Source organism: Bartonella sp. AA23NXGY (genome assembly GCF_042197165.1).
GTDB lineage: Bacteria > Pseudomonadota > Alphaproteobacteria > Rhizobiales > Rhizobiaceae > Bartonella.
The window spans coordinates 84,422-102,702 of record NZ_JBHIRO010000007.1; the positions used below are offsets into that span (position 1 = coordinate 84,422).

The 18,281-nt window shown below is 36.2% G+C and carries 16 protein-coding genes and 1 other RNA gene; 3 read left to right on the forward strand and 14 right to left on the reverse strand.

The annotated features are described in order from the left end of the window. Window positions 1-95: 95 nt before the first annotated feature. The 13 genes from ybeY to ACFINY_RS05375 all read right to left on the reverse strand — a co-directional run bounded on the left by ybeY (window position 96) and on the right by ACFINY_RS05375 (window position 13,611). A complete protein-coding gene (gene ybeY, locus ACFINY_RS05315; RefSeq protein ID WP_375611807.1) occupies window positions 96-563 on the reverse strand; it encodes an rRNA maturation RNase YbeY in 468 nt (155 codons plus the stop codon). Window positions 564-582: 19 nt separating this feature from the next. Next, window positions 583-1,683, reverse strand: a complete 1,101-nt coding sequence (locus ACFINY_RS05320; RefSeq protein WP_375611869.1) for a PhoH family protein — start codon at window positions 1,681-1,683, stop codon at window positions 583-585. Between the two features lie 159 nt (window positions 1,684-1,842). Beyond that, window positions 1,843-3,219 carry a tRNA (N6-isopentenyl adenosine(37)-C2)-methylthiotransferase MiaB gene (miaB, locus tag ACFINY_RS05325; RefSeq protein ID WP_375611806.1) on the reverse strand — a complete coding sequence of 459 codons (1,377 nt, stop codon included), beginning with the start codon at window positions 3,217-3,219 and terminating at the stop codon, window positions 1,843-1,845. A 31-nt stretch (window positions 3,220-3,250) separates the two neighbouring features. After that, complete coding sequence (gene rimI, locus ACFINY_RS05330) at window positions 3,251-3,742, reverse strand: ribosomal protein S18-alanine N-acetyltransferase (protein ID WP_273790580.1); 492 nt, start codon at window positions 3,740-3,742, stop codon at window positions 3,251-3,253. Further along, the gene (gene tsaB / locus ACFINY_RS05335; RefSeq protein ID WP_375621199.1) at window positions 3,742-4,428 is read right to left on the reverse strand and encodes a tRNA (adenosine(37)-N6)-threonylcarbamoyltransferase complex dimerization subunit type 1 TsaB; all 687 of its coding nucleotides are present in this window, start codon (window positions 4,426-4,428) and stop codon (window positions 3,742-3,744) included. The genes rimI and tsaB overlap by 1 nt, the downstream gene beginning before the upstream one ends. Before the next feature lie 735 nt (window positions 4,429-5,163). Further along, the gene (locus tag ACFINY_RS05340) at window positions 5,164-6,192 is read right to left on the reverse strand and encodes a YeiH family protein (RefSeq protein WP_375700910.1); all 1,029 of its coding nucleotides are present in this window, start codon (window positions 6,190-6,192) and stop codon (window positions 5,164-5,166) included. A 68-nt stretch (window positions 6,193-6,260) separates the two neighbouring features. After that, window positions 6,261-6,866 (reverse strand): recombination mediator RecR, encoded by a 606-nt coding sequence (gene recR / locus ACFINY_RS05345; RefSeq protein WP_375650842.1) that lies wholly within the window; start codon window positions 6,864-6,866, stop codon window positions 6,261-6,263. 30 nt (window positions 6,867-6,896) lie between these two features. Further along, window positions 6,897-7,220, reverse strand: a complete 324-nt coding sequence (locus tag ACFINY_RS05350; protein ID WP_375606797.1) for a YbaB/EbfC family nucleoid-associated protein — start codon at window positions 7,218-7,220, stop codon at window positions 6,897-6,899. Between the two features lie 14 nt (window positions 7,221-7,234). Next, complete coding sequence (locus tag ACFINY_RS05355; protein ID WP_375700911.1) at window positions 7,235-9,175, reverse strand: DNA polymerase III subunit gamma/tau; 1,941 nt, start codon at window positions 9,173-9,175, stop codon at window positions 7,235-7,237. Window positions 9,176-9,398: 223 nt separating this feature from the next. Further along, window positions 9,399-9,496, reverse strand: an RNA gene (gene ffs, locus ACFINY_RS05360) — signal recognition particle sRNA small type. A gap of 1,579 nt (window positions 9,497-11,075) precedes the next feature. After that, complete coding sequence (locus ACFINY_RS05365; protein ID WP_375610537.1) at window positions 11,076-11,483, reverse strand: hypothetical protein; 408 nt, start codon at window positions 11,481-11,483, stop codon at window positions 11,076-11,078. 536 nt (window positions 11,484-12,019) lie between these two features. Beyond that, window positions 12,020-12,883 (reverse strand): prephenate dehydratase, encoded by an 864-nt coding sequence (locus ACFINY_RS05370; RefSeq protein ID WP_273790573.1) that lies wholly within the window; start codon window positions 12,881-12,883, stop codon window positions 12,020-12,022. Then, window positions 12,880-13,611, reverse strand: coding sequence for a 3-deoxy-manno-octulosonate cytidylyltransferase (locus tag ACFINY_RS05375; RefSeq protein WP_375700912.1), 732 nt, complete (start codon window positions 13,609-13,611; stop codon window positions 12,880-12,882). The genes ACFINY_RS05370 and ACFINY_RS05375 overlap by 4 nt, the downstream gene beginning before the upstream one ends. A 104-nt stretch (window positions 13,612-13,715) precedes the next feature. Between ACFINY_RS05375 and ACFINY_RS05380 the strand changes: the two genes are divergently transcribed. Then, complete coding sequence (locus ACFINY_RS05380) at window positions 13,716-14,279, forward strand: c-type cytochrome (RefSeq protein WP_375634582.1); 564 nt, start codon at window positions 13,716-13,718, stop codon at window positions 14,277-14,279. Between the two features lie 918 nt (window positions 14,280-15,197). On the opposite strand, the gene ACFINY_RS05385 is transcribed toward ACFINY_RS05380, so the two are convergent. Next, complete coding sequence (locus tag ACFINY_RS05385; protein WP_375681919.1) at window positions 15,198-15,992, reverse strand: molybdopterin-synthase adenylyltransferase MoeB; 795 nt, start codon at window positions 15,990-15,992, stop codon at window positions 15,198-15,200. An 87-nt stretch (window positions 15,993-16,079) separates the two neighbouring features. On the opposite strand from ACFINY_RS05385, the gene gshB reads away from it, so the two are divergent. Together gshB and ACFINY_RS05395 are read left to right on the forward strand one after the other, a co-directional pair. Next, window positions 16,080-17,027, forward strand: coding sequence for a glutathione synthase (gshB, locus tag ACFINY_RS05390; RefSeq protein ID WP_375621206.1), 948 nt, complete (start codon window positions 16,080-16,082; stop codon window positions 17,025-17,027). A gap of 133 nt (window positions 17,028-17,160) precedes the next feature. Further along, window positions 17,161-18,207: a substrate-binding domain-containing protein gene (locus ACFINY_RS05395; protein WP_375613323.1), complete on the forward strand. Its 1,047-nt coding sequence runs from the start codon at window positions 17,161-17,163 to the stop codon at window positions 18,205-18,207. The last annotated feature ends 74 nt before the right edge of the window (window positions 18,208-18,281 follow it).

Sequence of the window (18,281 nt, forward strand, 5' to 3'; positions counted from 1 at the left end):
CTAGACTTTCTTTTTTATAATAGATAAATAAGAGGCTTTAAATGGTATGCTGGTAATATTGATTTTAAAAGTTAAATTTTATCATTGATAGACAATTATGCGTAAGGATCTTTTATGGAAAGCTTTTGAAGAATTTCTCTTTCGAGCTTTTCCATTTTATATGCTTCATCATCAGTTTCATGGTCATAACCAAGCAGATGCAAGATACCATGAACAATCATATGTGTTAAATGGTCTTGAAATGTTTTTCCTTCTTTCTCTGCTTCGAAAACAACAGTTTCTCGGGCAATAATAATATCACCGAGTATGGGACCAGGTCGATTTCCAGCTTTAAGTGGAAAAGCAGGAAAGGATAATACATTAGTAGATTTGTTTTTGTTGCGCCATTGTGCATTGATTTGTGCCATATGTTCATCATCCGTAAAAAGCAGGCTAATCTCGCTTACAACATTTGCCAATGAAACATGATGCATAGTTGCCATTAATGCTTTTTCAGTGATATTATAAAGCATTTTCTCATCATTCCACCCTGCGCTTTTAATCATTATATCAATAATAATCATGATGAATCAAATTCATTTTTTAATGCATCGCATGCGAATGATTTTTTTTATTTTGTATTTCGGAATCACGATCATAAGCACGAACGATAGCAGCAACAAGTGGGTGGCGTACAACATCTTTTTCATCAAAATGCACAATTGCAATATTTTCTACATTTGAAAGAATGCGAATTGCTTCAATGAGACCTGATTTTTGCCCTGTAGGCAAATCAATTTGGCTTACGTCACCGGTAACAATCATACGCGTTCCTTCTCCAAGACGTGTGAGGAACATCTTCATTTGCATGGGGGTAGTATTTTGTGCCTCATCAAGAATAACAGCAGCATGGGCAAGTGTTCGTCCGCGCATAAAGGCGAGAGGAGCAATTTCTATGACACCAGAGGCTAAAATGCGTTCTATTTTTTCAGCGGGCATCATATCATAAAGAGCATCATAAAGTGGTCGTAAATATGGGTCGACTTTTTCTTTGAGATCACCGGGAAGAAAACCAAGATGTTCTCCAGCTTCAACAGCCGGACGTGAGAGAATAATTCGCTCAATGATACCACGTTCTAGAAGCATTGCAGCATGAGCAACAGCAAGATACGTTTTTCCTGTTCCTGCTGGTCCTACACCAAACACAAGTTCAGTATGCTCCATAGCACTTATGTAAGCGTCTTGTGTTGGAGTTCTTGCATGAATTATTTTTTTATGGGTACTCAACCGAGCTGGTATACGTTTCGTTGCAGATTTGTGTGTTATTGTGTCTTCTTTCTGCTTCTTTGGTATATTTGCCATAGCAATCGCTCCTTTTATATCTGATAAAGTGAGCTCTTGATGTGTTTTGGCACGTTCATAAAGCTGCTGCAATACATATTGCGCATGTTTTATAACAGAAATATTTCCACGGATTAAGACTTCATTACCACGCGGATGAATACTAAGTTCGAGTTTTTTTTCGATATAAGCGAGATTTTCGTCAAATTTACCAAAAACTGCTTTTGCATATTTATTATTTTCGAAAATCAAAACAACTTGGCTCACATCTGAAGCGCTTGTTTGTTTCAAGGTATCAGCCTTTTCAAGGGACATATTTACTTTTTCTTTAATACGCTTTATTTTTTCGGTTGAAGCTTTCAGCCTATTCTCCATATCTACATAAATGTTGCACATTTTGTTAAGTAAATTTTATAAAAGACAATTTTTACAAAAAGTGCACGCTTTAGATGTAATCATTTGCTTTTAAAATAAAAGAGTTTTCCAAAATATTTATTTTTGAACAAGGTATTAGAGGCATGTTTATCTATTTGTCACTTCACCAACAAAACTGTTTGAGCTTGCATTTTTAATATGAATTTCTATCACGCTACCTGTAGAGGCTTCTGTATCGACAACAACAGGTAAAAGCCAAGGGGAACGCCCTACCATTTGCCCTGAGTGACGTCCAGGTTTTTCGATGAGAACGTTCGTTTTTTGATCAATTTTAGAACGCAAAAACGCATTTTGTTGCTCAAGGAGAAGGGCTTGTAAATGTTGAAGTCGGGCATCTTTTACAGATTCATCAACATGATTTTTCATTGTGGCTCCCACTGTTCCAGGACGGGGGGAATATTTAAAAGAATAAGCTGAACTGTACTGTACTTGTTGAATAAGTTTAATGGTTTCTTCAAAGTCTTCATCTGTTTCTCCTGGAAACCCTACAATAAAATCACCTGAAAAGGCAATATCGGGTCGTGCCGTCCGAATTTTTTCGATAAGATGAAGATAATGAGAGCTTTTGTGTTGTCGGTTCATGGCTTTTAAGATGCGATCTGAACCTGATTGAACAGGAAGATGGAGGTAAGGCATTAACATATCAAGATCTCGATGCGCGGCAATAAGGCTATCATCCATATCACGTGGGTGGCTGGTTGTGTAACGCAAACGCTTTAAACCATCGAGTTTTGCGAGATGATAAAGAAGATCGCCAAGACGCCAAGTTTTGCCATCAGCACTTTGTCCATGCCAACCATTGACATTTTGTCCAAGCAGCGTAATTTCTTTGACACCCGCTTCGATGAGTTGAAGGGCTTCCTCGGTAATTTGCTCAACGGATCGTGATATTTCAGCACCGCGTGTGTAAGGAACAACACAAAAAGTGCAAAATTTATCGCAACCTTCCTGTACTGTTAAAAATGCGCTAACACCTCGTTTTCTTACTGCATGTTTATTATGGGGCGGCAAATGAGCAAATTTATCTTCAACAGCATAGTCTGTTTCGATAATTTTTTTCCCTTGTTTGGCTTTTTCTAACAATTCTGGCAAGCGATGATACATTTGCGGACCAATAACAAGATCCACTGTTGGAGCACGGCGCAAGATTTCACTTCCCTCAGCTTGTGCAACACAACCTGTTACACCAACCATCAGGGGTTTATCAGGTGTGCGCTCTTGACGCATAACGCGCAAACGACCAAGATCAGAATAAAGTTTTTCTGCTGCTTTTTCACGAATATGACAGGTATTAACAAGAATAAGATCGGCATCATTGGGAATTTGTGTTGTCACATAGCCTTGCGAACTGAGGCTATCAGTCATCCGTTGGCTATCATAAACATTCATTTGACATCCATAGGTTTTGATAAAAACCTTTTTAGGAGCAACAGGAGGCGTATTTTTAGGATTTACTTTATTCATAGCGCATGTGTAAATGTTTTTTACACAAATCTCAATCTATTTGCTTAAAAGTTTTTTGCATGATAATTGCATCACCACGACCATTTTTTGACGCGTAGTAGGCAAGACGTTCAGAAATTTTTTGAAATTCAAAGCGTTGATAAAGGTTCAAAGCAGAAAGATTTGTGGCTTCTACTTCCAAGAATAATTTTATAGCGCCCTTGTCGTGAAGATGGTGAACTGTACGATCGATAAGAAAGGTACCAATTCCTTGTTGACGATAATGAGGATGAACAGCAATTGTGATGATTTCTGCTTCATCAAGGATGAGACGGCATAGGCAAAAGCCTAAAATTTGATCAGAGCGATCAATGAGAAAAACTTTGTATCCGAAGATAGAGTGATCTGTTAAGAAATTATCAAAAGCTTGTTTTTCCCAAGAAGGGGTAAAACAATGTTGATGAATTTGATGAAGAGAAGCACTATCATTAACTTGTAGCGGAGCAATTCCAAAAATCTTTTTTGTCAATGAAAATTTGGGCATTATTTTTTTTGTGGCAAAGCAAAATTGGTTTGTTGTTTTGCATCAGCGCTGCGTAGATAGAGTGGGCGAGGCGAATTTTTTGATTGTTTGTTTGCAGCAAGATAAGCATAGTTTACAATATCGGCCGCTTCGCAGGGGATTTTTTCTAGGACAATTTTTTCGTATATTTTATGGTTTTTAATATGCTCCACAACGACATCAGCAGCTGGGCCAGTCAGTCGGGTTTTTTTGGGCAAATCTTCGAGGATATTTTCAATTGTTTTTAATCCCGGCTCTCCCAAAGGTGTGAGATCATTATGAAAATTTTGATGGTAGAACATCCCTCTCCCTGCTTCAATGACAACAGTAATTGCCGATGCTGTACTTTTATTGTTTATGACTTGTGCTGCTAACGCTTCAAGAGCACTCACTCCAACAGCAGGTATTTCAAGTGCTAATGCCAAAGCGCGCGCTGTTGCAACACCGACACGTACACCAGTAAATGATCCAGGTCCAATATTGACAGCAATACGCTCAACTTGATCAAGCGTCATATTGGCTTGTTTCATTATTTGTGTAATCTGCCCAATAAGTTTTTCAGCATGTCCTTTGTTCATGCGCTCATTGATACGCGCAATAACAGATTTATGACGAATAAGCGCAACAGCACAATAAATTGAAGCAGTATCTATAGCAAGGATAAGCATAAAAATATTTTAGTTGAATAAAACGATAAATAAAAGTCCTGCTGTATTTTTAATCTTTTCATTATCGTATATTTCATTTGTAAGAAAGTTACTAGTGCCAATAAGCAACAATATCTTTTTATGGGATAGAACGAGATGTTGATTTAATCCTTATTTTTATCACTTTTTGAATGAGTATCTTGAGTATTGTAAGACTCTCTTATTTTAAATCTACTTATGGTGAAACAATTAAAGTTATTAGCTTGTATATTACAAGCGGAGTTAGCGTATGAATCAAAACTGTTAAAGAAAAGAATAAAAACTCCTTCACGAATCGTTTAAATGGAAGGGTTGTCACAACTTGTAAGCTATCAAATAGTACTTTGATGCCACTTGTATTACATAGTAAGTAAAAGTAATTTAAAAGAGGAAAAGTTATGACCCCACATTTTTTCCAAATAAGAACATATTCTATCCGTCTTTATATAAAAAACTCAGCGTAATGAGAGCAGATGAAAGAAATGGCATTGTTTTGCATGAGTTACGTATTTTGATACTACCCTGTTGCAAATCATTATGGACTGAAAAGCACATTTGACAGTTTTCACTTAAATATCAGCTCTTTCAATTTTTTTGTATAGAATAATGAGCAGTATTTTAGAACTTTTTCTAGTTTATGAAAGAACTGATTTTAATAATAATGAGGACTTTGGGTTGATTGTATACTACGTTGAAAAAATAATAATCAATGCACATTTAAAATGTTATATGATTTAAATCATTCAATTGTATCATGATAAGGCTACAAATACCGAGAATAATTATGGAGCAGGTTGAAGCCAAAATGACGCGCCATCCTGCTTTTTTTAGTGATCGGATATCAACACCTAATCCTAGTGCAGCCATTGAGATAACAGTAAACAACTGGGCAATAAATTTGATGGGATTGATAGCCTTTTCAGGGATAAGACCACTTGAGCGAACAAGCATCATGATAATAAAGCCAATGATAAACCATGGGACGAGGGTATGTAAACGCAAGCGTGTTTGTGCTGATCGGCGATAAATGATTGATAGAGTAAAAATAACAGGGCCTAACATGAGAACCCGTACTAATTTGACAATTGTTGCAATTTGAACACTCAGAAAAGAGACAGGTGCTGTTGCTGCTAAAACCTGTGGTACAGCATACACAACCATGCCAGCAAGCACACCATATTGGCTAAATGACAAATTCAGAGATGGATGTAAAAAGGGTAAAAATAAAATAATAAGAATTCCTAAAAGAGCAGTGAAGGCAATTGACGCGGCTACATCGTCATGTTTTGCTTTTATGACAGGTGCAACGGCAACAATAGCTGAATTGCCACAAATAGCATTCCCACAAGCGACCAGCATTGCTAAATGTGTAGAAAGCCCGAAAAGTCGGCCGATGGCAAAGCTCAGGATAATCGTTACGAATATCACGAATATGATACTAGCAAGCAAATTCCAACCAGCTGAAAGGACTGCGTTAATGCTAATGCTTGCTCCTAGAAGAACGATAGCAATTTCGAGAAGTGTTTTTGCAGAAAAGGTGATACCTTTTTGAAAATATGTTGGCAAAGGAAAACAACTACGGATAATCGATCCTAAAAGAATTGCCAAAACAAGGCTTTCAAGCCATGCTTGTCCAAAAAGCTGTTTTTCTACAACTTCTAAGCCATAAGCTAAGGCTGATATGAGTAAACATGTTAGAATACCAGGACCAAAGTCGTTTAAAAGTGAGAGATGTTTTTTGATCATTTTAATATTTCCCCATAAAAAGAAATGATAGTAAATAAAGCGAGATAACAGGTAAGAGAAAGAAATTTTTAAAGATTTGTTCTTGCTTGTACAGCTGCTGCTAAAGTTCCATCATCAAGATAATCAAGCTCGCCTCCTACAGGAACACCATGAGCAAGTCGCGTAATTTTAACTGGAAAATTAGAAAGCTGATCGGTGATATAGTGAGCAGTTGTTTGACCTTCGACAGTCGCATTGACAGCAAGAATAATTTCCGTAATAGGGTTTTGTACAACACGCTGTATTAAGGTGGCAATGTTGAGTTCGTCAGGACCTATTCCATCTAAGGGGGAGAGTCGTCCACCCAACACATGGTAACGTGCGGCTAAAGTTTTTGCGCGTTCAAGAGCCCACAGATCAGCAATATCCTCAACAACGATGATTGTTGTATCATCGCGGCGCAAATCTGTACAAATTGAACAAGGATCAATGGTATCGACATTTCCACAAACAGAACAAATGCCAACTTTTTCTATAGCTGCTTGTATAGCCGCTCCCAAAGGCTCCAGCAATGTCTCTTTTTTTTTGATAAGATGAAGCGCAGCACGACGTGCTGAACGTGGACCAAGACCTGGTAACCGTGATAAAATCTGAATGAGACGTTCAATCTCAGGTCCTGCAATGTATTTAGGCATATTTTTGTCCCACGGAAAAAATCCGTTTCATTAAAATGGAAGCTTGAAACCTGATGGGAGTGGTAGCCCTGCCGTCATACTTTTGGTTTTTTCTTCTATTGCGACTTCGATTTTTGTTCTTGCTTCATTATAAGCTGCCATAATGAGATCTTCAAGAATTTCAGCTTCCTCAGGTTTGAGTAATGAAGGATCAATTTGAATTGCTGTTATAATATTTTTGCCATTTAAAGTGATATTGACGAGACCACCCCCTGCGGTGCCCACAGCTTGCAGATTAGCTATTTCCTCCTGAATCTTCTGCATTTTTTCTTGCATTTCTTTGGCTTTTTTCATCATGCTCATCATTTCACGCATAGGAATAGGTATCCTTATTCATCATTGATATCATTTTTATTTTTAAAAATATCAGCATTTTTAAAGGTATTGGAGAGTAAATCAAGATCATTTTCTTCTTTATTGAGTCGAATATCGACAATTTTTGCTTCTGGGAAATGATTGAGGATTTTCGCGATATCAGGATCTGTTTCTGCATTAGAAAAAAGAGTCTTTTGAATCGCTATACTTTCCTCCTGTAAGGTTGGGCCACCTCCTTCATTAACAAAAGTTATTGTCCAGCGTTTTTCTGTCCATTGAGATATCTTTTTTTCTATATCATGAGCAAGAAATTGTGGGGTATTTTCAGAAAGTCTCAAGGTAATATGCCCAGCTTCAAAAGAAACAGGATGAACAAATTCTTTAACAAGGAGTTTGAAAGGAACGTCATTATGCTGTTCGGCTAATTGAACAATATCGTGCAAAGAATTAATCACGAGAGTTTTAGGTTCAGTAATCTTTTCTGTTGTTTGCGTGACAGAATGCGATAAATTTGCAATCTTTTCAGAAAGATCAGTAGATTGAGAAGTTTCTGGAATTTCTGTTACTTCTTGGGCGTTGATTTTGTCATGGTTTTGATTTTCAACTAAATTTTCTGGTTGTAAGGAATAATCTAATTGGTTTTTCAAAGATGTTTTTAAATCTGATTGATCGGCTAATGTATTTGAAACGCTCGAGGAAGCATGGGCTCCGACCATTGTTTCTTTTGCTATATTATTTGCATTCGTAGATTCTTGATGAGAAGAATTTGTAACGAGTGTGAGAGGCGTTTTTTCTTGCGTAAGCTTTTTTAAAGCTTCATCAAGAGTTGGTAGGTCAGCTGTGTGAGCAAGACGAATTAAAAGCATTTCAGCGGCTTGAAGTGGACGTGCAGTTTGATTAACTTCCTGTAAACCTTTGAGTAACATTTGCCAGTTTCGGGATAAAACAGGAACGGAAAGTTTTTTTGAAAAGTCTAAACTTTTTAAACGTTGTTCTTCAGTTAGTGAGAAATCTTCCACTATTTCTGGTGTAAAACGTAAACGTGTGACCAGATGATTAAAATCGGCTAGTTCTGTCAATATAGTAAGAGGATCAGCACCTGCTTCATATTGACTGCGTAATTCATGTAACGCATTGACAACATCGCCCTTCATGATAAATTCAAAAAGATCAATAATACGTGCTTGATCCGCTAATCCTAACATTGTACGCACCGCAATAGCATTAACATTGCCATTGCTATGGGCGATTGCTTGATCAAAAATGGATAATGCATCACGTGCAGATCCTTCTGCAGCACGGGCAATCATAGAGAGTGCTTGATCTTCTACTTCTACCTTTTCAGATTTCGCAATTTGACGCAAATGTGCACTCAAAGCTTTTGATTCAATACGTCGCAAATCAAAACGTTGGCAACGCGAAAGAATTGTAATAGGAACTTTGCGAATTTCTGTTGTGGCAAAAATAAATTTTACATGCGACGGTGGTTCTTCAAGAGTTTTCAATAAACCATTAAAGGCTTGTGTTGAGAGCATATGGACTTCATCTATAATATAAACCTTATAGCGTGCAGAAACAGGACGATAGCGTATTTGTTCAATAATTTCACGAATATCATCAATGCCCGTATGAGAAGCGGCATCCATTTCTATAACATCAATATGGCGTCCTTCGATAATTTGTGTGCAATGTTCACCAAGAGAGTCCAATACAGTTGTTGGTTGGTCAATATCTTTTGTTTTATAATTAAGCGCACGTGCCAAAATACGTGCTGTTGTGGTTTTACCTACGCCACGAATCCCTGTTAACATCCACGCTTGTGCAATACGACCTTTTTCAAAGGCGTTGGTGAGAGTACGCACCATAGCTTCCTGACCAATGAGGTCAGAGAAGTTTTGGGGTCGATATTTACGAGCAAGAACACGATAGGCTGTTTCTACCGGTAAATTTTCCATGAGTATTTCCAACTTCGAAGTTCTTTATGCGTACATTTTGATAATACAAAAGCATAGATCAATACTGTAGTCTCATATAAAAGGATTTTTTCTTAATCAAATTATTTATGGGACAATTTGTTTAAAAATAACAAAACCCCTTTATTTACTGCATACAAATGCTGCTCTGAAGATTAAAAATACCTCGCTAAAAGACAGCATAAAAAATAGTTTTTTCAGCAAAATAGGAGGTTGGAACGATGACCCGTACCAGAACTCGTTGGGGCTGCTTCTTTCCAGACCTGACCCAGTTGGCGAGTAGTTCGTCCACCACCAACCTCCCAAGCTCATATTGTCGATTTGGAATGAAAAATCAAGATCAGAAACGAAAAATATCCTAAGAACGACGAAGAATTTTCCTTTGCATTTAATTTATTGATATATAAACAACAAAGAGATTGTGGATTTATTAGTTTTTATAGCAGTAGCTCTGCATATTTATTTGGTATGAAAATATCTTTTCGCTTAAGATAGTCTGAATATATAATTATTCTCATTTGCTGAAACATGTAAGAGTTTTAGGATAGCTCCGTCTGTTCTAAAACTACGAAATTGGATCATTAAAAATTTACAACAGTTAAAGAAGCAAATAAAGTATATAGATCATGTAATTGGCTAACATGCGAAAGTTAGGGGGAAGAGTGCTATTTAAATAATTATAAAATATTGCTTTAATGGTGTTGCTCCTCTATACAAAAAATCCCAAACAGAATACATTTAATGTTGTACATTCACAGGCTTTTTAAAGAGCGATTGCTCAATACTCTTAACTATATTTCAAACTCTACTCGTAAATAGTATACATACTCTCCTTGAGATATAAGTCCATTGTGCACTATCTTTTTTATGCTTAATAAAAGTATAAATTTTAGCCCTCATACTACTTAACAACTCCCAATGTTGCGATCCCTTGCACTTGAGAGGCTTTATAAGAAGCATTTTTATTCCTTTTTTAATCGTTTTTACTCACACATCACTCCCATTTGTAACTTTCAAGGAAACGATTTTAATTGATTCAATATGAGATTTAAGATGGGAGGATCTTACTTTATTTGTGGTTGTAATTCAGTATAAAAAATCGAACTCTTATAATGATAAGTCAATATATTAAATATCTTATAAGAGAACCACCTCATTTCTATAGTGAATGAGAATATCAAATATGTAATATTTTTTCTTTTAACGTATATAAATACTGAGTAGATGTTATCGCTCTTTTTTGCGTGCTTGTTCTTTTAATTAAAAAACATTGATGTTTATCACAAGATGGATCAATATGTGAATTTTCATTATTTGAGAAAAGGTTTCATATATTTTTAAGGGACTGTACTCATGCAAGAGAAGATGCAACATTAAACGCTATAGAAATAAGGGGGTACTGATTTTATAAGCATAAAAATGGTTCTTATTCGATATAAGCGATATTTTATAGTTTCAAATAATTATATCCTTTAATAAGGAGGGAAAAGCGAGATGATTTTTTACAAAAGCTGAATGAGTATGATTTAAAATGCAGCGAGGAATGCATCTGTAGAGCAAATTTTACTTTTCTGTTTATCTAAGTGATTTGGGTACGATGTGCTTTATAGTACTTAAAATAAAGCAGTTGCAAAGATAGAAGTTATATTCTTATTAAAAAAATAGCTCTGATAGTAGAAAATACAGAACAATTTAATTTTAGTCATTTAGTTTTCGCAAAAGTTCTTTAATATCTAACCTTATAAGCAGCTTAAGGGTTGCCATATTAGGATAAAAATAACCTTTTCAGCGATTAGTTTTAATGGCTCATTATGCCCTATTTTGAAAAAAATACCTGAAAAAAGAATAACTCTACTCAAATTTAGATGTTATAGAAATATTGTTAATCATAACCTCCTGTGTCACAATCTGTTCCAACAACTTTTTTGTTCGTAATATTTTTAAAAATATAATGTCCTGACCAAGGAAAACTTATATGAAGAGATTTTATATTTTTTAGGGTAAAGATTTTCTTTTCTTTATCATGGGTTATTTTCTTTTCATCATCAACAAAAATTCTCAATTTGTTTAAATCAGAAGGGGCAGAGTATGATAAAGTAAAGGATACTTTCTTCGGTTTAAAGGTATTACAAGAGTATTCAACTCCTTGCTGGAATGTATAGGATGGTGTGATCACAACACTTTCATCCCGCGCAAAATTCCATTTTTTTTCACCAAAGCCAGCAAATGCAACACTAGAGTAGGCGAGAATATTTGCGGCTAATAATCCTCGCGTGAAGATTTTTTTCATTATCCTCTCCTTTTTTCTAAAGTGAGGTGAATCATAAATCAGTTTTTATAAAGATACAAGTTCAAACTTAACGCTAAAATCAGGGCTAAGTTGCATTTTCTAGTTTTAAACCATGTTTAGAATGATATTAATCTAAAAGATTCGAATACTCTATTATGTATAATAATTTGAATTGTTTTGAGAGCTAATTTAGAAGTTCGTTATCTTTATTGGAATATTGTCAGAGGAAATGACTTTTCTCAAGAGGCTCTCTTTAAATATATAAAGGGAAATAGATGGTACAAGCGTTTTTATTTTTGGTTACTGTGTTTTTTTACACTGGTTTTTATACGAGTTGAATTGCGGTTTATCATGATATAATTTGTGAGAAAATATTATGAAAATAATTTATATATTCTATTACGAGCTGTTTTTTCTTCTTCAGTGTTTATGAAGGGTGTTGAGTAGAAAAAACAGCCCTTTCAAAATGCGTTGCATTATGAAATTTTTACGATGCTTTTTGATATCAACAAAAAATGATAGCAGCTTAATTGCTTTTATATATACGATGTTCGATCGTTTTGTGCTGGATAAGTACCGATAATACGCAGTTCTGCAGAAAAGAAAGATAATTCTTCTAAGGCAAGTTTCATCATCGGGTCTTCAGGATGTCCTTCAATATCAACAAAGAATTGTGTTGCATTGAAATTTCCACCAATTTGATAGCTTTCTAATTTTGTCATATTGATACCATTCGTTGCAAATCCTCCCATAGCTTTATAGAGAGCTGCGGGGACATTGCGCACTCGAAAAAGAAGACTGGTGATGATTTTTTCGCCATTTTGAGGTTTGGGGACATGCCGTTTGGAGCGTGAAAGGATGACAAAACGGGTAATATTATGAGGGTTATCTTCAACATCTCTTTCAAGAATATCAAGTCCATAGAGTTCTGCTGCAATTAAAGGTGCTAAGGCAGCCTGTGAACGTTTAGCATTTTTTTTAATAAATTTTGCAGCTCCAGCGGTGTCAGCAGAAACAACAGGTTTCCAACCGTTGTTTCGTATGATTTTTCGGCATTGTGCAAGGGCATGCGTATGGCTGTGGACGGTTTTAATTTCGTCATGTGTAACGCCGGGCAAAACCATGAGTTGAAAATGGATAGGTAAAAAATATTCATCAATAATATAAAGAGATGACTGTGGTAAAAGATGATGAATGTCTGCAACGCGTCCCGCAAGGGTATTTTCAATAGGGATCATAGCAAGATCAGCTTTCCCGCTTTCCACTAAATTAAGGGCGTCTTCGAAAGTAGCAGAGGGAACAGCATCCATATTGGGGAACATATTGGAGCAAGCAATATGGGAATTAGCGCCGTATTCTCCTTGGAAAGAAATTTTATTGGTTTTTTTAAGTATTTTCATGCTAAAATCTCACAAACTCTATCGAGATCATGTTGTGTGTCTACACCTAAGGGAATTGTATCGACTATTTCCACATCGATACGCATATTGTTTTCTAATGCACGTAATTGTTCAAGTTTTTCACGTTTCTCAAGTGGTGAGGGTTTGAATGATACAAATTTCTCAAGTGCTTCGCGCCTATAGGCGTATATTCCAATATGGTGATAAAGAGGACCCTCTCCATAAGGTGCTTTGGCGCGCGTAAAATAAAGAGCACGAAGGCGATTTTGAGAAAGCGGTGTACCAATGATTTTGACAACATTGGGATCTCTTGTTTCATTTTCTTCAATGATTTTGGCACCCAAGGTTGCAATATCAGTAAAGCTATTTTCTAGAGGGCGTAGCGCACGAATGATTTCACGAGGCATGATTGTTGGTAAGTCACCTTGTATATTTAAAATGGCGTTGTAGCGTTGTTCAGGATCAATATGCACTAAAGCTTCATAAATACGATCAGATCCAGACTTATGATCACCTCGTGTTATGATATATTCATGCCCATAATCTGCAACAGCTTTAGCGATATCATTATGATCTGTTGCAACGATTGTACGTCCTATTCCAGCTTTTTTGGCTTGTTCTACGACATGAACAATCATCGGTTTTCCGCCAATTTCAGCGAGAGCTTTTTGAGGAAGACGGGTTGAGCCCATACGGGCAGGAATAAGAATAATTGGTTCAAGAGCCATTGTAAGATTCCCAATGTCATCTGTGATGCATTTATGATATTGTGTGTTATAAAGAAAAAGCTTAAACTAAAAATGGTAATAAAACCGTGAACATTTGAGTTTTTATGAATCGCTCGAGATTTATTTATTTTATTTGTGCTTGTTTATGTGTGCTGGTCGCTATTGTGGGGATTTCCACACTCAGCAATATAGTTTATGATCATCCTACATCAGTCCAATATCATCATACAGTTGCCAAGAATGATATATTTCAAGAAAAACAAAAAGCACCTGATGTTTCCCTATCACTAAATAGCCGCCTTCAACAAGGCAATTTTGAAAATGGCCGTAAAGTTTTTCGCCAATGTGCCATATGCCACACATCTGGACGCAATGAAGCAGGGCGTGTTGGTCCAGTTCTCTGGGAGATTGTTAACCGCCCTTTGGCATCAGCAGCAGGTTTTGCTTATTCACGGGCATTACGTGCTCATTCTGATCAAAAATGGGATTTTGTAACGTTAGATCGTTATTTACATTCTCCACGTGAAGCTTTTCCTGGGACCATTATGTCTTTTCGTGGAATTAAAAATGACCAAGATCGTGCCGATCTCTTGCTTTATTTACGCAGTTTATCCGATCATCCTGTTCCTTTACCAATGGATAATAATAAAGCGAACGAGCCAAATTAACTTATACCATAGATGTTAATTTTAGAAAGAAGTCTGATTTTTTTGTAATTTTAGTTTCACAGTTTTATAAAAAGAGCTCTTATTGATGTTTTGTTAGGGGGGAACGCCCCTCACGCAAAACAGAACATATTTAACATTGCATATTTACTCGCTTATTTTAAAGAGATCTTTTATAAAAATGCACTCTTTACGCTGTCGTCTGTGGATTGGTTTTCAAGATTTGTGTGCTTCACTTTTTCTACATATACTTGTCTGTGAAATTATTGCTGAAGGATTATCAATTTATGAGCCGCAGCTTTCTGCTTCTGAATGCAATAATTATGTAATTAAAGCTCTCCATGAGGTTTATCTCAATCCTTCTATATACAAATCCCCATGTACTTTTACATCAATTCCCATGTATTTTTCTTATGAACTGAGACAATTGATTGTTCTTATACGTGCAATAATCCTAAGCTGCATTTTATGATGCTTGATGAATAGACGTTTTCTCTTAAGGTTAGAAGTGTGTGGACAGATCATTGACCTTTTATAGTACCGATCACTAAAATATGACTTAGATTATTTATAGGTTATGGTTTGAAGTGAGCACTTTCATGTGAAACAATTTTTATGTGTGACTAGTAAAATAGTTGAATAGAGTTCCGTTGATTGTATTTTTATCTACGTTGAAAATTTTTTACACAAGAATACTGATGGGAGCTAAGTTTGCACGAGTCTCTGTCTATTTATAGACGATGACATGAAATTATGATGATAATCCATTATAGAGAATTATTTTTTCACAAAAGGTTTTCCATATTTGTGATAAATTTAATAGGTTTCATTGGTTACAATGTTTCGATGACTTACGATAAAATATTAGTATTTCAATACATATTGCGAGAGTGCTAAAAGTTAGTGGAAGAGAGAACATCATCAAGATTCTCCAAGCTTCTTAATAACTATGGCATTTTCTTTATAATTTGAGCGTTTATAAGTAATAATATTAAATTGTGCTAATAATCCATTATAGAGAAGAATCTTTCCTACTAATGGCTCTCCGATGTTTGTGATCATTTTAATAACTTCCATTGCTTGTAGGGTCCCAATAACACCGGGTAAAACACCGATAATTCCAGCTTCAGCGCATGTTGGAATAGTATCGGGAGCAGGAGGCGTGGGAAATAAATCGCGATAGTGAGGATTATTGTCTTTATATGGCATAAGGACGGTTAATGAGCCATTAAAACGTTCTACAGCACCACTTATTAAAGGTTTTTTACATTGGGCAGCGTGATCAGCAAGAAGATAGCGTGTCGTAAAATTATCACTTCCATCAACAATGATGTGGTAAGCATTGAGCAGTTTATCCACATTACTGTTATCTAAGCGTAGGGTGTGTTTTTCAACTACAACATGGGGATTTATTGCTTTTATAGTAGTTTCAGCACTGTCTGTTTTGCTTTTGTTGATTGCATTTGTTTTATGAATAACTTGGCGTTGTAAATTGGAAAGTGAAACGATGTCGTTATCGACAATTCCAAGAGTTCCAACACCTGCGGCAGCCAAATAGGTTAAGACAGGAGCACCAAGACCACCAGCGCCTACAACAAGAACGCGTGCTTTTTTTAGCTTTTGTTGCCCTGTACCACCAATTTCAGGCAAAATGATGTGGCGTGCATAGCGTTCGATTTCTTTGTTGTTTAATTCTATATCTGTTTCTTGTGTCATAAATTTTCTCTTGTCATAGTTCTTTTATTGTTTACTAAGTTTATGATGCATAGACCAGTCTGCTTTTAGGATAGAGAGGATTTATTTATGAAAATTGCCATTCAGATGGATCATATTTCAACAGTTCGGATTCAAGGAGATACGACATTTGCACTCGCTTTAGCAGCACAAGAACGTGGACATTCTCTCTTCCATTATACACCAGATCGTTTATCTCTATACGATGGTTGTGTGATTGCACGACTAGAGCCATTGATTGTACATGATAAAGAGGGAAGCCACTATCGATTAGAAAAGCCTGCTCGTACGGAATTAACAGATATGGATGTGGTTCTTTTACGCCAAGATCCACCTTTTAATCTCAATTATATCACAACAACTCATTTGTTAGAGCGTATTCATCCTAAAACACTCGTTGTGAATGATCCGGCATGGGTACGCAACAGTCCAGAAAAAATTTTTGTTACTGAATTTTCTGATCTGATGCCAGAAACATTAATTACCAAAGATATTGAAGAAATAACAGCTTTTAGAGAGACATTTGGCGATATTATTGTTAAACCACTTTATGGAAATGGGGGTGCTGGTATTTTTTATTTAAAACAAGATGATCGCAATTTAGCATCATTGTTAGAAATGTTTGCAGAAATTTATCACGAACCTTTTATTGTTCAGCGCTATTTAGAGGCAGTACGAAAAGGAGATAAAAGGATTATTTTGCTTGATGGTACACCTGTTGGAGCTATTAATCGAATTCCGACAGAAACAGATGTGCGCTCTAATATGCATGTTGGAGGTCGCGCGGAAAATGTGGAGTTAACAAAACGTGATTATGAAATTTGTGAACGCATTGGTCCAGCCTTAAAGGAACGCGGTCTTCTTTTTGTGGGGATTGATGTGATTGGAGATTATATAACAGAAATTAATGTGACGTCTCCTACGGGAATTCGTGAAATTAAACGCTTCTGCGGTACGGATGTTGCTCATTTGTTTTGGGATGTTATTGAGTTCAAGCGTTCAAATGAATTTATTTGACAGAGGACAAAAACATGGTTTTAAAAAAATGATCCATGTTGTTTTTTATATTTGTTATGTTGCAAATGTGAACTAGAATGACCGTATAATATAAATTAAGAGGCTTTGTTTTCAATTTTTAGGGAGTTTATAGATGAACAAAGTATTATCAATTGGAGTGGGATTGATTTTTGCGCTACTGCTGTCAGCAAATGGAGGCAATGCGCGCGATCAAATACAGATTACTGGTTCATCTACAGTTTTACCTTATCAAAAGATTGTTGCTGAAACATTTGGAGAAATTTATCCCCATTTTAAGGTTCCTGTTATCGAATCGGGAGGAACAGGAGCTGGTATTAAGGAATTCTGCCGTGGTATTGGGGAGAACACTGTTGATATTGTTAATGCTTCGCGAGCAATGAAACCGAGTGAATTACAGTCTTGTTTTGATGCTGGTGTAAAAGATGTTGAGGAAATACGTATTGGGTATGATGGCATTGTTTTTGCAACTGATATTAAGGGACCTGATTGGAAATTACAGCCAGTAGATGTTTATAAAGCCCTTGCTGCTCGAATTATTATAGACGGAAAGTTGCAACCGAATAATGTTTTGAAATGGAGTGCAGTTAATAGTGCTCTTCCTGATTGGACGATAGCAGCGTATATTCCTGGGGAGAAGCATGGGACACGTGAAGTTTTTGAGGAAAAATTACTTACTAAGGGGTGTAAAGAGAGTGGGGCAGTTGAGGTGATGAAGTCTTTAGGAATGGATGATAAGGAGATACACACTGCTTGTATTGCGGTACGTAAGGATGGAAAAGCGGTTGATATTGATGGTGATTATTCTGAAACATTTGCGCGTCTAACTTCTAATAAAACAGGGGTTGGTATTTTTGGTTTGTCTTTTTATCAAAATAATGCTGATAAACTAAAGGTTGCCGATATTAACGGTTTTGCGCCAACAGTTGAGACGATTTCTAGTGGACAATATCCGGTTTCTCGTCCGCTTTTTTTCTATATTAAGAAAGCACATTTAGGTATTATTTCAGGTTTGCGAGAGTATGTTGACTTTTTTCTTTCTGATCAAATGATTGGTCCAGAGGGTCCTTTGGCTGAATATGGTTTGATTGTTTCTCCTGAAAAGGAGCGTCAAGCACAGCGTTCTGATTTTTCTGCTGGTCGAGTAATGACATTGAAATAATTTGCAGGGAAAATTTGTTGGATTTCTGGGATAGGGAATTTGGATGCTATTTTTTTATAAAAACTGAAAGATAA

Bases quoted from the DNA above. Each gene is read 5' to 3' on its own strand.
- ybeY (WP_375611807.1), bottom strand. From the start codon at position 563: ATGATTATTATTGATATAATGATTAAAAGCGCAGGGTGGAATGATGAG.
- miaB (WP_375611806.1), bottom strand. From the start codon at position 3,219: ATGAATAAAGTAAATCCTAAAAATACGCCTCCTGTTGCTCCTAAAAAG.
- rimI (WP_273790580.1), bottom strand. From the start codon at position 3,742: ATGCCCAAATTTTCATTGACAAAAAAGATTTTTGGAATTGCTCCGCTA.
- tsaB (WP_375621199.1), bottom strand. From the start codon at position 4,428: ATGCTTATCCTTGCTATAGATACTGCTTCAATTTATTGTGCTGTTGCG.
- ACFINY_RS05340 (WP_375700910.1), bottom strand. From the start codon at position 6,192: ATGATCAAAAAACATCTCTCACTTTTAAACGACTTTGGTCCTGGTATT.
- recR (WP_375650842.1), bottom strand. From the start codon at position 6,866: ATGCCTAAATACATTGCAGGACCTGAGATTGAACGTCTCATTCAGATT.
- ACFINY_RS05350 (WP_375606797.1), bottom strand. From the start codon at position 7,220: ATGCGTGAAATGATGAGCATGATGAAAAAAGCCAAAGAAATGCAAGAA.
- ACFINY_RS05355 (WP_375700911.1), bottom strand. From the start codon at position 9,175: ATGGAAAATTTACCGGTAGAAACAGCCTATCGTGTTCTTGCTCGTAAA.
- ACFINY_RS05365 (WP_375610537.1), bottom strand. From the start codon at position 11,483: ATGAAAAAAATCTTCACGCGAGGATTATTAGCCGCAAATATTCTCGCC.
- ACFINY_RS05370 (WP_273790573.1), bottom strand. From the start codon at position 12,883: ATGAAAATACTTAAAAAAACCAATAAAATTTCTTTCCAAGGAGAATAC.
- ACFINY_RS05375 (WP_375700912.1), bottom strand. From the start codon at position 13,611: ATGGCTCTTGAACCAATTATTCTTATTCCTGCCCGTATGGGCTCAACC.
- ACFINY_RS05380 (WP_375634582.1), top strand. From the start codon at position 13,716: ATGAATCGCTCGAGATTTATTTATTTTATTTGTGCTTGTTTATGTGTG.
- ACFINY_RS05385 (WP_375681919.1), bottom strand. From the start codon at position 15,992: ATGACACAAGAAACAGATATAGAATTAAACAACAAAGAAATCGAACGC.
- gshB (WP_375621206.1), top strand. From the start codon at position 16,080: ATGAAAATTGCCATTCAGATGGATCATATTTCAACAGTTCGGATTCAA.
- ACFINY_RS05395 (WP_375613323.1), top strand. From the start codon at position 17,161: ATGAACAAAGTATTATCAATTGGAGTGGGATTGATTTTTGCGCTACTG.